The organism is Pseudaeromonas sp. HNCC25DJ182 (genome assembly GCF_055413365.1).
Genome location: NZ_JBVAYG010000009.1, coordinates 59,423 through 78,345 on the forward strand (window position 1 = coordinate 59,423; position 18,923 = coordinate 78,345).

An 18,923-nucleotide genomic window follows, 5' to 3' on the forward strand; every position below is an offset into this window, starting at 1 on the left:
GTCCTAGAGAGTCGTCATCCGTGCGCGCTCGACCTGTGCCTTGACCACCAGGGTGCGGCGGGAGAGGCGGGCATCGATCAGATTCTTGATGGCGATGATAAAGCCCAAGGCCAGAAACGCGCCCGGTGGCAAGATGGCCAGCAAGAAGCCGCTATCGGCGGTAAAGAGTTCAATCTTCAATCCGGCCGCCCATGGCCCGAGCAGCTGCTCGGCGCCAGCAAACAGGGTGCCTTGGCCGAGAATTTCGCGCAGCCCGCCCAAGACCAGTAGCACCAGGGTAAAACCGAGTCCCATCATCAAGCCATCAAATACCGCCAGCAGCGGCGGATTGCGGTTGGCGAACGCCTCGGCCCGACCAATGATGATGCAGTTGGTCACGATCAAGGCGATAAAGATCCCCAGTGCCTGGTACAAGTCATAGAGGTAGGCGTTCATGACCAGCTGCACGCAGGTCACCAGAGCCGCAATGATCATCACATACACCGGGATACGGATTTCATTGGGCACCCAGTTGCGCACTAGGGAGATGGCTAGGTTGCTGAGCATCAGCACCGCCGCCGTTGCCACTCCCAGTCCCAAGGCGTTGGTCGCCGAGGTGGTGACGGCGAGGGTCGGGCAGAGACCGAGAATTTGCACCAGTGCCGGGTTATTTTTCCACAACCCTTGCTTGGCGATGTCGGCGAGTTGCCCTGATGCTTTGAGTTCGCTGTCGCTCATGGTGTCTCCTGGCAAGCCGGGGCCTGTATCAGTTCCTGGGCATGTTGTTGCAGCAGCAACAGCACATTTTTAACGCCTTTGACCACGGCTCTGGGCGTAATGGTAGCGCCGGTGAACGAGTCAAACATACCGCCATCTTTGCGGACGGCCCAGCGGGGATCCGGATCGCCCAGCAGTGCCTGACCGGTAAAGCTATCGATCCAGTTTGATTTGCTGCGCTCTATCTTGTCGCCCAGCCCCGGGGTTTCGCGGTGAGCCAGTACCTGGACCCGACTGATTTTTCCGTCCGTGGTCACCGCCGTCAGCAAGCGAATCGCCCCGGAGTAACCCTGGGGGGCCACCGACTCGACGATATACCCGGTCACCGTCTCGCCCTTGCGCGCGATATACACCGGATGCGGCAAGTCGTCGCCCAGCAATTCGGGCAGGCGCAGCTGCACACAGCTGGCAGACAGGTCGTTATCGTACAGCTGCGCAGGCAATAGCTCGCCCAGCGTTTGCTGCAACTGTTTTTGACTCTGCCCGGCAATGCGCTCCCGGGTAACCTGGTCGGTGATGGCGACCAGTGCGGTACAGCCCAGGGCAAACAGGGCCAGACGCACGCCATTTTTCGTCATGGAATGAAACATCGTCTAGCCTCCTTTCGAATTGCTGCGGGTGCCATAAACCACCGGCCGCGTGATGGAGTCGAGCAGGGGCGTGCAGATATTGGCCAGCAGCACGGCAAATGCCACGCCATCGGGGTATCCGCCCCAGTGGCGGATAATAAACACCAGTGCTCCGATCAGGGCACCAAACAATAATCGCCCCCGGGGCGTCGTCGCTGCCGTGACTGGATCGGTGGCGATAAAGAAGGCACCCAGCATGGTGGCGCCGGATAACAGCTGCAGCGTCGGGGAGATAAAGTGGACCGGATCCAGATGCCAGGCGATCGCGGAGCAAGCCGTCAGGCTGAGCAAAAAAGCGGTGGGAATATGCCAGGCGATGGTTCCCAGTCCGATCAGAAACAGGCCGCCAGCCAGAAAGGCCAGATTCACCCACATCCAGCCGATACCGCCTGCGCCCCACTGACCGAGTGGGGTAAATTGCGGCTCTTGTTGCACCTGTTGTACCGCTTTACCGAGGCCGAGCTGGGTCTTCATGGTATCCAGTGGCGTGGCGCTGGTGGTGCCATCCACGCTCTGGCGGATCTGCATCAGGTTGATGCCGTCAGCCGTGTTGCCGTGGAGGATCAGCGCCGCGGCACGGGTCAGATCCGGTTGTTGCTGGCTCACCCCCTGCGGCGGCATCCAGCTGGTCATCTGGCTGGGAAAGGAGACCAGCAGCAACACATAAGCCACCATGGCCGGATTAAACGGATTCTGACCCAGGCCGCCGTAGAGCTGCTTGGCGACAATAATCGCAAACGCCGTCCCCAGAACTACCAGCCACCAGGGGGCCAGCGGCGGCAGGGCGACGGCGAGCAACGCCGCGGTGAGAATGGCACTGCTGTCGCGTAGCGCGGGTCCGATGGGACGTTGCCGCAACAGCAGCACTAGGGATTCGGTCAGCAGGGCGGTCACAGTGGCCAGTAACAGCTGGATGATGACGCCATAGCCGAAGAAATGAACTTGTACCGCCACACCAGGTAACAGGGCCAGCAGGACCATCCGCATCATGGTGGTGGTGGTCTGCTGGCTATGGCCATGGGGCGCGCTTGCAATGGTAAATGCCATGGTCAGTGAGACTCCGTGGAAGAGGATGGGCTTGGGTCAGCGGCTGCGGACGCTGATTGCTCTGCTTGCTGGGCCGCCACTTGCTCCGCCTTGCGGGCCTTGGCGCGGGCAACGGCGGCAGCAATCGCCGCCTTCTTGGGATCCAACTCTGCAGTTTCGGGCACAGCTTTGTCAGGTATAGGTACCTCGGGTGCCGGTGTCTCGGCTGGCTGATTGGCAGCCGCTTGTTGCTCCGCTTTGCGGGCTTTGGCGCGGGCGACGGCGGCAGCAATCGCCGCCTTCTTGGGATCCAGCTCCGCAGTTTCGGGCACAGCTTTGTCAGGTATAGGTGCCTCGGGTGCCGGTGTCTCGGCTGGTTGAGTGGCAGCCGCTTGTTGCTCTGCCTTGCGCGCCTTGGCGCGGGCGACAGCGGCAGCAATCGCCGCCTTCTTGGGATCCAGCTCTGCCGTTTCGGACGCTGGTGCCTCGGGTGCCGGTGTCTCGGCTGGCTGAGTGGCAGCCGCTTGTTGCTCCGCCTTGCGGGCCTTGGCGCGGGCGACGGCGGCAGCAATCGCCGCCTTCTTGGGATCCAGCTTCGCAGTTTCGGAAGCTGGTGCCTCGGGTGTCGGTGTCTCGGCAGGCTGAGCCGCCGCTTGTTGCTCCGCTTTGCGCGCCTTGGCACGGGCGACGGCCGCGGCAATCGCCGTTTGTTTCGGGTCGCTGCTGCTTGGATCTGTGCTGTTTTGATCCGCACTGGCCGCCATCAACGCCTGGGAGTCGATTGGCTCGATTTGCTCCTGTGGCGTGGGCTCTTCGATCTGCAGCAGGCGGTTGGCCTGGCACCCCTCGGTCGGAGCAACCGGGGTAGATGCCGTGGCAGACTCTTGCTGGCGTTGGAGCGCCTGCTGCTTACGGGCCGCGCGTGCGGCCTGAATGGCTTCGCTGCCCAGATTGGGGAGCCCGGGAGTGGCTGCACTGGCCGCCAATTCCGCCTGCCGGGCCTTGACCCGGGCCAGGGCGGCGGCAATAGGATCACTACCGCCCGCTTGCTGGGTCATCTGCTCACGGCGGGCCTGACTGGCTTGCTGGTGGCGATTTTCCCGGCTCAGACGGTCGGCTTCGAGTCGCTGTTTCTTGGCTTCAAAGCGCTGCTTGGCACGTTCGGCTTGCTGCGCTTCCTCCTCCAGGCGACGCAATTCGGCTTTTTCTTCCCGATAGTACTGCACCAGCGGGATGCTGCTCGGGCAGACCCAGGCGCAGGCTCCGCATTCGATGCAGTCATCGATATGGTACTCCTGGGCTTTCTCGTGCTCGCCAGCTTTGCTGTACCAATAGAGCTGTTGTGGCAGCAGGCTGACCGGGCAGGCATCCGCGCATTGACCGCAGCGGATGCAATTCATCTCCTCGCCAGGAGGCGGCAACTCCGCTTCGCTGGGAGCCATCAGGCAGTTACTGATCTTGACGATAGGCACATCGGCATGGGGCAGGGTAAAGCCCATCATGGGGCCGCCCATGATGATGCGTTGCCGGGGCTCGGGATCGAGCTGGAACTGGCCCAGTAACCAGCGCACCGAGGTGCCCAGGCGCACCCAGGCGTTGCCCGGTTTGCCGAAGCGATCCCCGGTCAGGGTGACCACGCGGCGGATCAGCGGCTCATCCTCCAGCACCGCCTGGCGCACGGCGAACACGGTCCCCACGTTGAGCATGATGACCCCGAGGGTCAAAGAGCGCTTGCCGGAGGGGACTTGCCGTCCGGTCAGGATTTCGATCAGTTGCCGTGCTGCGCCCGAGGGGTACTTGGTCGGGATGACCCGGACCTGGACCTGCTCGCCATCGACCACGGCCTGCATGGCGGCAATCGCTTGAGGCTTGTTGTCCTCGATGGCGATCAGCACCAGCCGGGGTTTGAGGATATGGCGGACCACCTCGATCCCCTCGGCGATGCGTTGTGCCTCCTCGCGCATCAGACGGTCATCGCAGCTGATGTAAGGCTCGCACTCGGCGCCATTGATGATCAGGATTTCAACCTTTTCCCGACCAGTGGCCAGTTTTACATCGGTGGGGAAACCGGCGCCGCCCAAGCCGGCGATCCCGGCCTCATGGATGCGACCGACGAGCTCCAGCGGTGTCAGGCTCTGATAATCCGGCAGTGGGAAGCGTTCGCGCCACTCATCCAGACCATCGGGTTTGAGATGAATGCACAGCTCGCTGAGCCCGGAAGGGTGAGCCACGGTATGGGGCTCTATGCTGCTGATGATGCCCGAGGTCGGGGCATGGATCGGTACCTGCATCCGGGATTCGGGTCGGGTCAAGGGCTGGCCGGTGAGGACCCGGTCGCCCGGTTTCACGATCACCTCGGCACTGGAGCCGATATGTTGCTTGAGGGGCAGCACCAGCAAGGGGGGGATTGCCGCTTCGACCAGCGGCACTTCGCTGGATTCGAGCTTGTGTTCTTCAGGATGGATACCACCGTGGAAGTCCCAGAGCTTGCCACTCCAGATCTTGTCAATGACACGACTCAGAGTCATTTGATCATCCTTACCGGAATAGTTTCCAGATCCCAGTTCCAGGAGTCCGGGGTGGTGGGAACGTCGATCATCTCGATGCAGTCGGTCGGGCAGGGATCGACACAGAGATCGCAGCCGGTGCATTCACTCTTGATCACGGTATGCATCATCTTGGCGGCACCGACAATGGCATCCACCGGGCAGGCCTGGATGCATTTGGTGCAGCCGATACACAGATCCTCGTGAATAAAGGCGACTCGTTTGATGGGGCGTTCGATTTCGTCACTACTGGGCACCTCGACCCCCATCAAGTCGGCGATGCGCTTGATGGTGGGCTCGCCACCGGGAACACATTTGTTGATGACATCGCCATTGGCTATCGCCTCGGCATAGGGACGACAGCCTGGATAGCCGCACTGCCCGCACTGGGTCTGGGGCAGCAGGGCATCGAGTTTTTCGACAATCGGATCGGCGTCGACCCGGAAGCGAACCGCGGCGTAGCCCAGCAGCAGACCGAATAGCAACGCCAGCAGCGCAAATAACGCAAGAACAATCAGAATATGGCTCATATCAGGATTTGATCAGTCCGGTAAAGCCCATAAAAGCCAGCGACATCAGGCCGGCAGTAATCATGGCGATGGCGATGCCACGAAACGGCAAGGGCACGTCCGCGGCCGCCAACCGCTCCCGCAGGGTGGCAAACAGCATCAGAACCAGGCTGAATCCCAATCCACCGCCCAGGCCGTAGACCACGCTTTGCAGGAAGTCATGGCGTTCGGTGACGTTGAGCAGAGCCAGGCCCAGCACGATGCAATTGGTGGTGATCAGGGGCAAATAGATGCCCAGCAGGCGATAGAGATCCGGGCTGGTCTTGTGCACCACCATCTCGGTAAATTGCACCACCACGGCGATAACCAGGATAAACGCCATGGTGCGCAGATAGGCAATATCCAGCGGGATCAGCAGCCAATGATCCACCAGATAGGAGAGGGCCGAGGTCAAGGTCAATACGAAGGCGGTCGCCAGTCCCATGCCGACCGCGGGCTCCAGTTTTTTGGAAACTCCCATGAAGGGACACAAGCCGAGGAACTTGACCAGTACGAAGTTATTGACCAGCACAGTACTGATGAACAGCAGCAAATATTCACTCATAACATCGGTTGGCTCCGGAAAAATGGCCGTCATTATCGTCCCTTGGCGAGCCCATAACAACCTCAAAAACCGTATAACAACTCGGGATCAGGGGTATATGGCTGGCGATCCGCCGCACGGCTCGCTAGACTGGCGTTCTGCCGATTTCCCCTAGCGTTTTATTCTGTGTTCGCCCCCTTCGATTACGGAATCTATCGCGTAAAAATGCTTCATCTAGCAAGGAATAATGAAAAGTGTCTAAATCCTCGCCAAGCTGGCTGCCCATGCTTGCACTGACCCTGGCGATGGCGCTCTGGTCCAGTGCCTTTATCGCCTTGAAGAACATTCTGGCGGTCTGGGGTCCGGGGCAGGTTATTTTTGCCCGTATGCTGGTGGCCTCGATCTGTTTTTTGATCTTGCTGAAATATTGGCGGCATATCCGTTATCAAGCCGGAGATTGGCGCTGGTTGGCGCTGATGAGCCTGGCCGAGCCCTGCCTGTACTTTTCCTTGGAGGCCAATGCCTTGACGTATACCAGTGCCGGGCAGGCCGGCATGGTCACGGCTACCCTGCCGCTGATGGTGTCGTTCACCGCATTTTTCATGCTGGGGGAGCGCATTAGCTCCCGTCAGCTTTTCGGTTTTTTGCTGGCCATCAGCGGTGTGGTGTGGCTGACCCTGGCGGGTGACCAGCAGGACAGCGCACCGGCTCCCTTGCTGGGTAACCTGCTGGAGCTGGGGGCCATGGCCTGTGCCTCGTTTTATGCCGTGTTACTGAAGAAACTCTCCAGTCGTTACAGTCCACTGTTTCTTACCGCCATCCAGGCGTTTACCGGCGTGCTATTTTTCGCCCCCATGGCCTGGTTTGAACCGGCTCCGCTGCAGTTGGGCTGGCAAGAGTTCAGCTATGTGCTCTATCTGGGGGCTTGTGTCACGCTCGGCGCCTATCTGTTGAATAACTGGGCGATCACCAAACTGCCGGTCACCATGGCGGCGGCCTACAGCAACCTGATCCCGGTCTTTACCCTGCTGCTGGCTTATCTGCTGCTGGGTGAAACCATGAATAGCCAACAGTTGCTGGCCTGCGGTGTGGTGTTTGCCGGCGTCGTTCTGAGTCAGTTGCGCTCCCGGTCGGCACTCGCCACCGCACAACCCCTGGCCGCCGAAGGTGTCACGCCCTGACGGACACCTCTTCTGGGGAGATCCGTTGCTGCCTGCTTTGCTGCGCCGTTGGACTGTTTTACTATGCCGCTCAAGGCAGCAGCCGGATGTGCGGTAGGGGATAGCATCCTATCTCCGCGTTGTACGCACTCCAGCTCTGGAATCGTCGTTGTTACTGCGCTGAGGTCTCATGCGTCTACAAGTCAGTTGTGAAGATCGGCTCGGCCTGACCCGCGAATTGCTGGCCCGGCTGGAGGAGCATGCTATCGACCTGCGCGGGATCGAGCTGGATGTCAGCGGCTTTATCTATCTTCATTTTCCGGAGCTGGGGTTTGAGCGCCTGCAGCAGCTGATGCCGGAAATTCGCCGCATCAAGGGCGTGCTGGATGTCAAAACGGTTCCCTTCATGCCCTCGGAGCGCGAGCACCATCAGGTGCAAGCGCTGATGAAGGCGTTGCCGGATCTCATCTTCACCATCGATGTCCGGGGGAAGATCTCCCATGTCAACGATGCGGTGCTGAACATATTGCGACTGGATCTCAAGGATGTGCTCGGTCTGCAAGTCGGCTCCTTTCTTAAAGGATTCAACTTCCCATCCTGGCTGCAGGAGGGCGCGCGGCAGGGTGAAACCTGCAAGCTGGCCTTTGCCGGTGAGGATTATCTGGGCGATATCTTGCCGATCGCCATTCCCGAACCGCGGCTGGCTGGCGCGGATAGCCACCCGGTACCGGCCAGTGCCCTGGCCGGGGCTCTGGTGATCCTCAAGTCGGCCCGGCGGGTCGGCCATCACTTCAATCTGCTGCAATCCCGGGATGAGAGCCGATTCGAGCTGTTTATGGCCCACAGCAGTGTGATGCAAGCCCTGCTGCATCAGGCTCGTCGGCTGGCGGCCCAGGACTTGCCCCTGCTGATCCAGGGCGAAACCGGCTCTGGCAAGGAGATGCTGGCCCGGGCTTGCCATCGCGAGAGCCTGCGGGCGCAAGGCCCTCTGCTGGTGCTCAATTGTGCCGCCTTGCCCGATGAGGTGGCCGAACATGAGTTGTTCGGCTCGGCACCTGGAGCCTTCGGTGCCCAGTGGCCGGGTAAGAAGGGGCTGCTGGAGCAGGCCAGTGGTGGCTCTTTCCTGCTGGATGAGGTCTCCGGAATGTCGCCGCTGCTGCAGAGTAAATTGCTGCGGGTGCTGCAGGATGGCCGCTTCCATCGCGTCGGCCAGACCGAGGAAGTACTGGTCGATGTGCGGATCCTCTGTACCTCGCGGCATTCATTGCAGGAGCGGGTACAGCAAGGCCTGTTTCGCGAGGATCTGTTCTTTCGCCTCAGCGTGCTGCAACTGGAGATGCCCCCGCTGCGCCAGCGTCAGGCGGACATACTGCCGCTGGCCCAGCAACTGGTTGGGCGGATCTGCGAGGAATTGCAGCGCTCACGACCGCGTTTCTCCCGTCATCTGGACGAATTTTTGCTCGGCTATCCCTGGGCGGGTAATGTTCGACAGCTGCGCAATGCGCTCTACCAGGCGTTAACCCTGCTCGAAGGCGATGAGCTGGAGCCTCGGGATCTGCGCTTGCCCCATGTGGAGGTGGCGGCGCACTCGCTGGAGCAGTGGTTTGAGGGGTCCTTATCCGATGCGAGTAAACGCTTCGAAAAGGCGATGCTGGAGCGGCTCTATCCGCTTTATCCATCCAGTCGGCAACTGGCGGTTCGTTTGGGCGTCAGCCATACCGCGGTGGCGAATAAACTGCGGGAATATGGCATCGGCAAAAAGCATGAGCCCTGATGAGTGTGGGCTGGGAGAGAGAATGCGGGTCAGTGAAGAGGCTCGGGTGAGCGGTTTGCGCTAGGAAAACTCAGCCCCACCGCGAGCGGTGAGGCTGACAGATATGACCATTAATCGGCGGTGGTAATCGCCTGCTCGATCAGTTGCACTCCTTGATGGCTGGCTTCCAGGTAGGTGAATTTTTCATCCCAATCCCCCAGCACGATACGCTCGGCCGCTCGGCGGCGGCCACTGGGTTCCAGCACCTCGAATCCCAGGTCGTGTCGCGCCGGTTTATGGGTATGGCCATGGATCATCAGGCTGGCCTGGTGGCGGTGCATGGCCTGTGCCACGGCGTCCGGAGTGACATCCATCAGCATCAGGGACTTGCCCTTTTTGCCCTGCCGCATCTTGCCGGCAATTTCCATGCGTTTGGACAGCGGCAGGCGCAGGAAGATCCAGCGCAGCCAGCGCCAACTGGTGATGCGGCGAAAACGCTGGTACTTCTCGTCCAGGGTGCAGAGTTGATCCCCATGTAACAACAAGGCTCGGCGGCCATAGAGCTCGAGGACGAACTCGGCGGGTAACAGTGTCATGCTGGCTGCCCGGGCGAAGGACTTGCCGATCATGAAGTCCCGGTTGCCATGAATGTAGAAGAGGGCCGTGCCCTGCTGGCTCAGGGTGGCCAGGGCGCTAGCGATTTCCAGCTGCAGCGGTGAACGCTCGTCATCGCCAATCCAGAATTCAAAGAGATCGCCCAGGATATACAGAGCCTCGGCCTCAGGCGCTTGTTGCTGCAAAAAACGCAGGAAGGCAGCAGTCAGATCGGGTCTGTGCTCGCTTAAATGCAGATCGGAGATAAACAGGATTGTCATCGCGGCTCGGTACTGAGGGCGGGAAACGCCAGCTGGAGGGAACAAGGGCATGGTCGTCGCCATGCCCTTGCCGGATCAACTTGGGGAGCTATCAGGCTACGGTGACGCGTTCGATGATTACGTCTTCCTTTGGCACATCGCTGTGGCCACCGGCACGGCCGGTCTTGACCAGCTTGATCTTGTTGACCACATCCATACCTTCGGTGACGGCACCGAACACGCAGTAGCCCCAGCCTTGGGTCGATTCGTTTCTGAAGTTCAGATAATCGTTGTTGACCAGGTTGATGAAGAACTGGGCGCTGGCAGAGTGCGGATCGCTGGTGCGGGCCATCGCCAGGGTACCGACTGTGTTGCCCAGGCCGTTGTTGGCTTCGTTCTTGATAGGAGCGCGGGTCTCTTTTTCTTTGAGCCCTGGCAGGTAACCACCGCCCTGGATCATGAAGTCGTTGATCACCCGATGGAACAGGGTGCCATCGTAATGGCCGTCGCGGCAGTATTGCTCGAAGTTGGCACAAGTTTCCGGTGCCTTGTCGGCAAACAGTTCGATGGTGATATCACCGTGATTGGTGTGCAGTGTGATCATGAAACGGTCCTCGTCACTGGGGGCGGATTGAAAGCCGGAACCTGGGCTCCGGGGGCATGTGGCAACCTGAAGGCTGCACCATGCCAAGTGAGTGCGATTCTGCGGTCTTGATGGCCGAAAGTCTACCCTTTGCCCCCTGTATTCGCGCCGCATGGGCGGCTGGCGGGGCGAACCCCTTCTATACTTGTAGCAGCGCAACAGACGAGGCTGGCAGGTTAGAGCCCGCCGGGAGGTGGTGATGATGTACGAGGAGCGGGATGTCGTGCTGGAGTTACCCATCGGCTATGTCCGGGAAAATTGCACCTCCTGGTCACGCTTGTGTCATGAACTAGGGTTGGAGGCCGAAGGTCTGGAGCAGGGGGTCTACCTGAGCAATGATCGGGTGAGCCTGGATCTGGCAATGGCCAAGCGCTACGGCCTGTGTCAGGAGTGGTGGCTGTAGTCCGGCGGTGATGCGGTGTCGAGTGCGCCGCAGGGTCGAAACTGTGGATTGGTCACCTGGCTGAACGTCATCCGCGTGGTGACAGGAGGTGGTTGTGCTGCACGACAATGAGGTGTTTATCGAGTTGCCCTTAAGCTATCTGCATGACAAATGCACTGGCTGGGATTCCTTGTGTGAGGAGGTTGGTTTGCCGCCAGATTGCCTCGAATATGGTTACTGCGAGCCGGATCAGACCGTGCGGTTGAGCCTTGAATTGGCCAAGAGCCATGATCTGTGTCGGGGTTGGCAGCTATAGGCGCGCCGGATTTATCCTATCGAGGGGGCTCGCGGTGCGGCCCCCTCGTCAATTCTGCCGAGAGCCGCTAGAATGTCCGCTCGCTTTTTTCGGGACAGGTCATCTCCATGCTGAAGATTTACAACTCACTCACGCGTCAAAAAGAAGAATTCAAACCAATTTGCCCCGGCCAGGTGGGCATGTATGTGTGTGGAGTGACCATTTACGATCTGTGTCATATCGGCCATGGCCGCACCTTCGTCGGTTTTGATGTGGTGGTGCGCTATCTGCGCTATCTGGGTTACAAGGTCACCTTCGTGCGCAACATCACCGATGTGGATGACAAGATCATCAAGCGCGCCGCCGAGAACCAGGAGTCTTGCGAAGCCCTGACCGAGCGGTTGATCGGCGAGATGCATGCCGACTTCGATGCCCTGAATCTGCAGCGTCCGGATATCGAGCCGCGCGCCACCCTGCACATCAGCGAAATCATCGCCCTGGTCGAGCAGTTGTTGGCCAATGGCAACGCCTATGTCGCCGATAACGGCGATGTGTTGTTTGCCATCGACAGTTTCGCCGAGTATGGCCGTCTCTCCGGTCAGGATCTGGAGCAGCTGCAGGCCGGAGCCCGGGTCAGTGTCGAAGAGGCCAAGCGTAATCCGCTGGATTTTGTGCTGTGGAAGATGTCCAAGCCGGGCGAGCCGACCTGGGAATCGCCGTGGGGGCCGGGACGTCCGGGCTGGCACATCGAGTGTTCAGCCATGAACTCCAAGCATCTGGGCAACCATTTTGATATTCACGGCGGCGGCTCGGATCTGATGTTCCCGCACCACGAGAACGAGATTGCCCAAAGCTGCTGCGCCCACCATACCCAGTATGTCAACACCTGGATGCATACCGGCATGGTGATGGTCGACCGGGAAAAAATGTCCAAGTCCCTGGGCAACTTCTTCACCATTCGTGATGTGCTGAAAGTCTATGACGCCGAGACGGTCCGTTACTTTTTGATGTCGGGTCACTACCGTAGTCAGCTCAACTACTCCGACGAGAATCTCAATCAGGGCCGTGCGGCTCTGGAGCGTCTCTACACCGCGCTGCGTGGCCTGCCGATGGTGGCGGCGGCTGGTGGCGAGGTGTTCGTTGAGCGCTTCCGTGCGGCTATGGACGATGATTTCAACACGCCGGAAGCCTATTCGGTGCTGTTCGAGCTGGCCCGCGAGGTGAATCGATTGAAGAGTGAGGGCGCCGCAGATGCTCCAGCCTTGGCCGCACGGCTGCGCGAGTTGGGCGGCGTGCTGGGTCTGCTGGAGCAGGATCCGCAAGCCTTCCTCCAGGGCGGAGTCGAAACCGATAGCGAAGTGGCGGAGATTGAAGCCCTGATCAAAGCCCGTAATGATGCCCGGGCGGCGAAAAATTGGCCCGCCGCCGATGCGGCCCGTAACCGTCTCACCGAGATGGGAATCGTGCTGGAAGATGGCGCTCAGGGGACCAGCTGGCGCCGTAAGTAACCGCACCGATTGCCCAATGCATCAGGAGACAAGCCAGCGCTTGTCTCTTTTTTTTCAACTTATGGCAGTGTTACTTCCTTTAATCCGGCGTGTAATTTCAGCATGCCAGCAAGCGGCTCCACACTATTTCTTATTTTTTTCATCCCATAAGCAATCGTTAAGCTTGGCTCTCTAGTCTGCAGATATAGCATCCATCGTGGAGAGCGATATGCAACTAGCCGCCCAATCTTCTGTTCCCCCATATCATCTGGATCTGCATCTGGCGCCGGATGATGCCACCTTGAGTTTTGTGCGTCAGCGTTTTGCCCGGCACCATGGGGCCAACATTCAGCAGCTGCTGCCCTGGCAGTGCACCTTACGGGATGAACAAGGGCAACTGCTGGCCAGTGCCGGACTCAATCCTGCAGGGAGTGGACCACTCTTTCTCGAACATTATCTCGAGTCTCCGGTTGAACAACAGCTGGCCGCCCGTCTGCAGCAACCCGTAGTGCGGGACGACATTCTGGAGGTGGGGAATCTGGCCGCCTGGGATGGTCATGCCCGCTTGCTGATCTTGTCGCTGATCCAGTATTTGGCTGAACAGCGCTATCGCTACGTGGTGTTTACCGCTACCGATCAGGTGCGAGCACTTTTTCGGGCATTAGGGCTGAAGCCCCAATATCTGCAGACGGCCAGTCGGGAGCGGATCCCGCATCCGGAGCAATGGGGTCGTTATTACGAACATGATCCACAAGTGGTGGCCGGCGATATTCGTCTGGGACATCAGCAGCTGCTGCAACATCCCCAATGGCAAGCCAAATTACAGCAATTACCACGCTGCGAGCAGCGTTTACCTCGGGTGGAGGTGTGATGAAATTACTCCATAGTCTGGCCGTATGGTCTGAATTACAGGGCAATAGTGTTGCCTTGCGCGGTGAGCACGATGAGGTGACCTATGCTGAGCTCTGGTCGCGGGTGACCCGGGAAGCCGAGACGTTAACCCAGCGGCTGAGCGAGCGTCATCTGTCTGGACGCCCGGTGGCACTCTTGGCCGACAACGGTATCGATTGGGTAGTGCGCGATCTGGCGTGCATGCTGGCACAGATCCCCTGTGTACCGGTTCCTCCCTTCTTCAATGCCGAGCAACGGACCCATTTGTTGCGGGATAGTGGCTGCGTGCTGTTATTAGCGCAGACGGCGCAGGGCTGGACCGAGCAGTGGCTCGATAACCAGGCGGTTTCTCTGCCTTCCGATACCTGCAAGATCACCTACACCTCGGGCAGTACCGGTGAGCCCAAAGGTGTCTGCCTCGGGGCCGGATCGCTGCAAAATACGCTGGAGGCATTGGCCGAGCGTATCGGCTCTTCGGGCGTCACAGAGCATCTGTGCACCATGCCATTGGCCGTGTTGCTGGAGAATCTAGCCGGGGTTTATCTACCGCTGTGGCTGGGCAAGCGGGTCTCGTTGCCGGGATTGAGCAGCCTGGGGCTCGGCTCCATGCAGCGCCCGGAGCCGGCTCGATTTATCGCCACCCTGGCTGCGAGCCATGCCGATAGTCTGATCCTGTTGCCTGCCACCTTAGGGTGGTTAGTGACCGCAACCCGGTCGCACTTGTTGCCAGCTGAACGCTGGAAGCTGCTGGCTGTCGGTGGCGGCAAGAGTGGGCTGCAACTCTTAGCGCAAGCCGATGCGCTGGGCCTGCCCGTCTATGAAGGGTATGGCTTGTCGGAAGTCGGCTCTGTGGTGGCTCTCAATGGGCCTGAGTGCCGTCGGCTGGGGAGTGTGGGTAAACCCTTGTCCCATCTGGAAGTCCGTCTGGCCGATGACGGCGAGGTTCTGGTCCGCGGCAATGCCATGCTGGGTTACATCGGTGACCCGGAGGTTCCGTCCACGGCTGACTGGCTGGCCACCGGGGACTGGGGTGAATGGGATGCCGATGGCTTTTTGACCATCCAGGGGCGGAAAAAATCGACGCTGGTCACCGGCTTTGGTCGCAACGTGGCTCCGGAATGGGTGGAGGCCGAGTTGGCCACTGTGCCCGGAGTCTTGCAGTGCTTTGTCTACGGGGATGAAGAGCAGGGGATCCAGGCGCTGTTGTTTGCTCCCACCCTGGCAGGTACCCAGGAAGGCGACGAGTTGTTGCAAGCCTGCAATAACCGATTACCCGACTATGCGCGCCTGCGCGGATGGCAATTTATCCGTGACCCATTGAGCCGTGAGCGCGGTGAGCTCACCGCCAATGGTCGAGTTCGACGCCACATTATATTCCAGCAGCGCATCCAGCAGGGTGCAGCGAGCTCAGTGATTTTGAATGAGGAAGTATCATGAGTTTTTATCAGCGACTGGTGAGTGAAACAGCGGCAGGCCGCGATTATCTGCTCTCGGCTCCGGCCATTCTGGCGTGTCAGCGCGGCGAGGTCACGCTACCTCGCTATATCGCCTTTCTGACCCAGGCTTACTATCACGTGCGGCAAACCATTCCGTTGCTGATGGCCTGTGGTAGCCGCCTGGGAGAGCCCCATCGCTGGCTGCAGGATGCGATCACCGAATATATCGAGGAGGAGAAGGGGCATGATCGCTGGATCCTGAATGATATCGCGGCGTGTGGCGGAGATGCTGCACAGGTGGAGCTGGGGATGCCGCACTTTACCACCGAGCTGATGGTCAGCTACGCCTGGGATAGCGTGACGCGCGGTAATCCGGTGTCATTTTTTGGCATGGTCTATGTGCTGGAAGGAACCAGCGTCAACCTGGCAACCCCGATGGCGGAACTGATCCGGGCACGACTCGGCCTGCCGGAACAAGCCATGAGTTATCTCACCTCCCACGGCAGCCTGGATCAGGAGCATATCGTGTTCTTCCAGCGGTTGATGGATCAGTTGACTCATGAAGCCGATCAGCGAGCGGTGATCCATATGGCCAATGCCATGTTCCGCCTGTATGGCGATCTGTTCCGCGCCTTACCCATGGAGTCTGCAGCATGAAATTCGCCATCATCACGGGGGCCAGCGGCGGTATTGGCCGCGCCGTTGCCGAGCGATTGGCCGCTGAGGGCTGGTCCCTGCTGTTGATTGCCCGGGATGGGGCCCGCCTATCCCGGTTGCGTCTGGAGCTGGGCGAGGCCCATCCGGCGTTGCTGGAGCAGATTGCCTGGCTGGCACTGGATTTGACCGCTCTTGATGCCATTGATGAGTTACTCAGTTATCTGGGCGAAACCCAGCAGACGGTCGACTTGGTGATCCATGCCGCCGGTTGCCAACGCTTTGCCTGTCTTGAGGATCAGGATGACAGCGCCATGGAGCAGCAACTGGCGCTGAACCTGCGGGTGCCGATGCAGCTGACTCGCAGCCTGCTCTCCGTCATGGCTCCTGGCAGCACCATTGTTACCGTGGGGTCAACCTTCGGAGCCATCGGCTATCCGGGCTTTAGCGTGTACTGCGCGACCAAGGCCGGGTTACACGCATTCAGTGAAGCCCTGGCTCGCGAGTTGGGGCCTGAGGGGCCGCGAGTGTGTCTGTTAGTGCCCCGCGCCACGGCGACCGAATTGAATCACGGCGCCGTCGATGCCATGAATCAGGCGCTGGGCACCGCAGTTGACTCACCGGCCCGCGTCGCCAGCGAGTTGATGCAATTGTTGGCCAGTCGTCAGCGCCGCCGTTTTATCGGCTGGCCGGAGAAGCTCTTCGTGCGCCTTAACGCTTTGCTGCCCTGGCTGGTGGATCGGGCCATCGGCGCACAGCGCGAGCAGATCTGTGGATTTGCAACCATTCGTCCGGCTGCCCGTCAGGCTCCGGTGTTACCTACTGAGGAGAAACAATCATGAAATTCTGGTCCGTAACATGGCTCGGTGGCGTTCTGTTGGCAGGATCTCTGGTCGGCACCTCCCTGCAGGCCGCTGATACCGAACCCTACCTGGCTTTTCAGCAGCGCTGGGCCGAGGCTCAGTACCAGCAACAAGGTGATGCCCAGGAGCTGGCTCTGGCAACCTTGGCGGATGAAGTTCGGGCAGCCAGTGCGGCACGTCCCGATGATTTGCCTCTCAAGACCTGGGCCGGGATCATCATCGGTAGCTATGCGGGAGCCAAAGGCGGGTTAGGTGCGCTGTCATTGGCGGAGGAGGCCAAGGCCGACTACGAGGCGGTGATCGCCAAGGATGCCTCGGTGCTCAAGGGCTCGGCCCTGACGTCGCTGGGAGTGCTCTATTACAAGGTTCCGGGCTGGCCGTTGGGCTTTGGTGATGAAGAGCGCGCCGCCTTTATGCTGCAGCGCGGTCTGAAGTTGAATCCGGAGGGTATTGACAGCAACTACTTCTATGCGGATTTTCTGGCCAATCAGGGCAAAAAGGAGGAGGCAAAACCCTATTTGCTCAAGGCTAAGGCGGCAGCGCCTCGTCCGGGTCGGGAAATTGCTGATGCCGGCCGTCAGCGCGAGATCGCGGCGTTACAGGAAAAACTCGAGCAGTGATAGCATGCGGGGTATAACGACCTCGTGATGGGATTGAGCCATGAAAATTCTGGTAGTTGAGGATGACACCCTGCTGCGGCAGGGGTTGCAACAGGCGTTGAGCCAGGAGCAGTACAGCTGTGACGTCGCGGTCAATTGCGCCGAAGCGGAGTCGCTGATCAAGGTGAGTGAGTATGGGCTCATCATTCTGGATCTGGGTTTACCGGATGGGGATGGCATGAGCCTGCTCAAACGCTGGCGGCAACGGGGCATGGTGCAGCCGGTGTTGATCCTGACTGCCCGTGATGCGCTGGATGAACGGGTCGCCGGGCTGGATCGCGGGGCGGATGACTATATGGTCAAACCCTTTGCCCTGGCCGAGTTGTTGGCCCGGGTGCGAGCCTTGCTGCGGCGGGATCAAAAATTGGCTAGCAACCAGATCATCAGCGGTGATTTGATGCTCGATCTGCAGCAAAAAACTGTCACCCTGGCCGGGACTCCGGTGGTCCTGACCCGTCGCGAGTTCGCCCTGTTGCGGCGGTTGGTGATGCAGGCGGGCAAGCTGGTCAGCCGTGAACGCCTGCAAGAAGATATCTATGACTGGCAAGACGATATCGGATCCAACGCCCTGGAGGTTCATATCCATCATCTGCGGCGTAAATTAGGAACGACCCGGATCCGGACTGTGCGTGGTGAGGGGTATTGCCTGGAGCTGCAGGCATGAGCTTCTTGTCTGGCACCCGACATTGGCTGAGGCGGCAAGGGTTACGTAGCCGTCTGTTGTGGTTGTTAGCTTCCATTTTATTACTGACTCACTGTGCGTCCATCTACTGGGTCTGGCATGAAAGCCAGGAACAGATTAGCGAGCTGGTACAACTGGCGCTCGATCCCGGCCACTCCAGCCACGAACTGGCCAAGGAGCAACGGGAGACCATAGCCGCCTTGTTTGTGCCACCCATGGTGTTTGGTAGTTTGGGGCTGCTGCTGGCCTATCTGGCCATCAGCTGGTTGACTAGCCCTTTGGAGCGATTACGCGATTTATTGCAACAGCGCAGTTCCAGTAATCTGGAGCCCTTGCAGATGGATGCATCGGGGCCCGAGCTACAGGCCGTGGTCGATGCGATGAACGGTGTCCTGTCGCGGTTGTCTCTGGCACTGCAGCGTGAGCGGCAGTTCAGTGCCGATGTCGCCCATGAGCTGCGGACTCCGCTGGCCGGGGTGCGCCTTAATCTGGAGCTCATGCAGCAAGCGGGCGTACAAGGTGCCCAGCCGCTGATCGAACGACTGGATGCTCTGCACCATACCGTGGAGCAGTTGCTCAATATGGCACGGGTGGAACGCAACCTGATCATCGGCGTGGCGGGTGATGTCGAGTTCGCGCGGGATGTGTTTGCGCCACTGGAAGCTGAGTGTCGGCAAATGCTGGCACGGCGTGGTTTGACGTTGGTAGCAGAGGTCGAGCCGTTACGCCTGCAAGGCGAGGTGTCACTATTGCAGATGCTGGTACGTAATCTGGTGGAGAATGCCAGCCGTTATGCCGATGCAAACAGTGAAGTTCGCCTGCAATTTCGGCGACTGGTGTTACCTGAAGGCGAATTTGCTGAACTGGTGTTGAGTGATCAGGGGCCGGGAGTGGCGGCCGATAAGCTGACTCGTCTTACCGATGCCTTCTTGCGACTCGATAGCCGGGGAAACGGTATTGGTTTGGGCCTGAATATCGTTGCCCGCATCTGTGCCTTGCATCAAGCCAACCTGCAGTTTGACAACATTGTTCAACCCCGAGGCTTGCGGATCCAGGTCCGGATTCCGCTGCATGCATCCTGATGCGCGTCAGGTTGTTTTGCGGCTTGAGCTTGA

Annotated in this window: 20 protein-coding genes; 12 read left to right on the forward strand and 8 right to left on the reverse strand. The window is 59.6% G+C overall.

The annotated features are described in order from the left end of the window. Positions 1 to 3: 3 nt before the first annotated feature. Genes ACZYUB_RS09075 through rsxA form a run of 6 tightly spaced genes read right to left on the reverse strand, consistent with a single transcriptional unit; the run spans position 4 to position 6,070 of the window. The gene (locus ACZYUB_RS09075) at positions 4 to 717 is read right to left on the reverse strand and encodes an electron transport complex subunit E (protein WP_463947270.1); all 714 of its coding nucleotides are present in this window, start codon (positions 715 to 717) and stop codon (positions 4 to 6) included. After that, positions 714 to 1,346: an electron transport complex subunit RsxG gene (rsxG, locus tag ACZYUB_RS09080; protein ID WP_463947271.1), complete on the reverse strand. Its 633-nt coding sequence runs from the start codon at positions 1,344 to 1,346 to the stop codon at positions 714 to 716. The genes ACZYUB_RS09075 and rsxG overlap by 4 nt, the downstream gene beginning before the upstream one ends. Positions 1,347 to 1,349: 3 nt before the next feature. After that, the gene (rsxD, locus tag ACZYUB_RS09085; RefSeq protein WP_463947273.1) at positions 1,350 to 2,432 is read right to left on the reverse strand and encodes an electron transport complex subunit RsxD; all 1,083 of its coding nucleotides are present in this window, start codon (positions 2,430 to 2,432) and stop codon (positions 1,350 to 1,352) included. Positions 2,433 to 2,434: 2 nt separating this feature from the next. Then, positions 2,435 to 4,939 carry an electron transport complex subunit RsxC gene (gene rsxC / locus ACZYUB_RS09090; RefSeq protein ID WP_463947275.1) on the reverse strand — a complete coding sequence of 835 codons (2,505 nt, stop codon included), beginning with the start codon at positions 4,937 to 4,939 and terminating at the stop codon, positions 2,435 to 2,437. After that, positions 4,936 to 5,487 carry an electron transport complex subunit RsxB gene (rsxB, locus tag ACZYUB_RS09095; protein WP_463947277.1) on the reverse strand — a complete coding sequence of 184 codons (552 nt, stop codon included), beginning with the start codon at positions 5,485 to 5,487 and terminating at the stop codon, positions 4,936 to 4,938. The genes rsxC and rsxB overlap by 4 nt, the downstream gene beginning before the upstream one ends. Position 5,488: 1 nt before the next feature. After that, positions 5,489 to 6,070 carry an electron transport complex subunit RsxA gene (rsxA, locus tag ACZYUB_RS09100; protein ID WP_460884573.1) on the reverse strand — a complete coding sequence of 194 codons (582 nt, stop codon included), beginning with the start codon at positions 6,068 to 6,070 and terminating at the stop codon, positions 5,489 to 5,491. 263 nt (positions 6,071 to 6,333) lie between these two features. Between rsxA and ACZYUB_RS09105 the strand changes: the two genes are divergently transcribed. Together ACZYUB_RS09105 and tyrR are read left to right on the forward strand one after the other, a co-directional pair. Then, positions 6,334 to 7,230: a DMT family transporter gene (locus ACZYUB_RS09105; RefSeq protein ID WP_463947404.1), complete on the forward strand. Its 897-nt coding sequence runs from the start codon at positions 6,334 to 6,336 to the stop codon at positions 7,228 to 7,230. Between the two features lie 169 nt (positions 7,231 to 7,399). Continuing rightward, positions 7,400 to 8,983: a transcriptional regulator TyrR gene (gene tyrR / locus ACZYUB_RS09110; RefSeq protein ID WP_463947280.1), complete on the forward strand. Its 1,584-nt coding sequence runs from the start codon at positions 7,400 to 7,402 to the stop codon at positions 8,981 to 8,983. 110 nt (positions 8,984 to 9,093) lie between these two features. Here the strand turns inward: tyrR and ACZYUB_RS09115 are convergent, their stop codons facing one another. Both ACZYUB_RS09115 and ACZYUB_RS09120 read right to left on the reverse strand, forming a co-directional pair. Then, positions 9,094 to 9,837: a UDP-2,3-diacylglucosamine diphosphatase gene (locus ACZYUB_RS09115; protein WP_463947282.1), complete on the reverse strand. Its 744-nt coding sequence runs from the start codon at positions 9,835 to 9,837 to the stop codon at positions 9,094 to 9,096. A gap of 91 nt (positions 9,838 to 9,928) precedes the next feature. Next, positions 9,929 to 10,420, reverse strand: a complete 492-nt coding sequence (locus ACZYUB_RS09120) for a peptidylprolyl isomerase (protein ID WP_460884570.1) — start codon at positions 10,418 to 10,420, stop codon at positions 9,929 to 9,931. 238 nt (positions 10,421 to 10,658) lie between these two features. Between ACZYUB_RS09120 and ACZYUB_RS09125 the strand changes: the two genes are divergently transcribed. From ACZYUB_RS09125 to pmrB, 10 genes are all read left to right on the forward strand, one after another. Continuing rightward, on the forward strand, positions 10,659 to 10,862 hold the full coding sequence (locus ACZYUB_RS09125) for a hypothetical protein (RefSeq protein ID WP_463947284.1): 204 nt from the start codon (positions 10,659 to 10,661) through the stop codon (positions 10,860 to 10,862). 94 nt (positions 10,863 to 10,956) lie between these two features. Then, positions 10,957 to 11,157, forward strand: coding sequence for a hypothetical protein (locus ACZYUB_RS09130; protein WP_460884568.1), 201 nt, complete (start codon positions 10,957 to 10,959; stop codon positions 11,155 to 11,157). A gap of 107 nt (positions 11,158 to 11,264) precedes the next feature. Further along, positions 11,265 to 12,644: a cysteine--tRNA ligase gene (cysS, locus tag ACZYUB_RS09135; protein ID WP_463947286.1), complete on the forward strand. Its 1,380-nt coding sequence runs from the start codon at positions 11,265 to 11,267 to the stop codon at positions 12,642 to 12,644. Positions 12,645 to 12,852: 208 nt separating this feature from the next. Further along, complete coding sequence (locus ACZYUB_RS09140) at positions 12,853 to 13,494, forward strand: thermostable hemolysin (RefSeq protein WP_463947288.1); 642 nt, start codon at positions 12,853 to 12,855, stop codon at positions 13,492 to 13,494. Further along, on the forward strand, positions 13,494 to 14,951 hold the full coding sequence (locus ACZYUB_RS09145; protein ID WP_463947289.1) for an AMP-binding protein: 1,458 nt from the start codon (positions 13,494 to 13,496) through the stop codon (positions 14,949 to 14,951). Before ACZYUB_RS09140 ends, ACZYUB_RS09145 begins: the two co-directional genes overlap by 1 nt. Further along, positions 14,948 to 15,607 (forward strand): TenA family transcriptional regulator, encoded by a 660-nt coding sequence (locus ACZYUB_RS09150; protein WP_463947291.1) that lies wholly within the window; start codon positions 14,948 to 14,950, stop codon positions 15,605 to 15,607. Before ACZYUB_RS09145 ends, ACZYUB_RS09150 begins: the two co-directional genes overlap by 4 nt. Further along, positions 15,604 to 16,446, forward strand: coding sequence for an SDR family oxidoreductase (locus tag ACZYUB_RS09155; RefSeq protein ID WP_463947293.1), 843 nt, complete (start codon positions 15,604 to 15,606; stop codon positions 16,444 to 16,446). The genes ACZYUB_RS09150 and ACZYUB_RS09155 overlap by 4 nt, the downstream gene beginning before the upstream one ends. Beyond that, the gene (locus ACZYUB_RS09160; RefSeq protein WP_463947294.1) at positions 16,443 to 17,087 is read left to right on the forward strand and encodes a hypothetical protein; all 645 of its coding nucleotides are present in this window, start codon (positions 16,443 to 16,445) and stop codon (positions 17,085 to 17,087) included. Before ACZYUB_RS09155 ends, ACZYUB_RS09160 begins: the two co-directional genes overlap by 4 nt. 40 nt (positions 17,088 to 17,127) lie before the next feature. Then, complete coding sequence (locus tag ACZYUB_RS09165; RefSeq protein WP_463947296.1) at positions 17,128 to 17,790, forward strand: response regulator; 663 nt, start codon at positions 17,128 to 17,130, stop codon at positions 17,788 to 17,790. Next, positions 17,787 to 18,890, forward strand: a complete 1,104-nt coding sequence (gene pmrB, locus ACZYUB_RS09170; protein WP_463947298.1) for a two-component system sensor histidine kinase PmrB — start codon at positions 17,787 to 17,789, stop codon at positions 18,888 to 18,890. The genes ACZYUB_RS09165 and pmrB overlap by 4 nt, the downstream gene beginning before the upstream one ends. Positions 18,891 to 18,923: the final 33 nt, after the last annotated feature.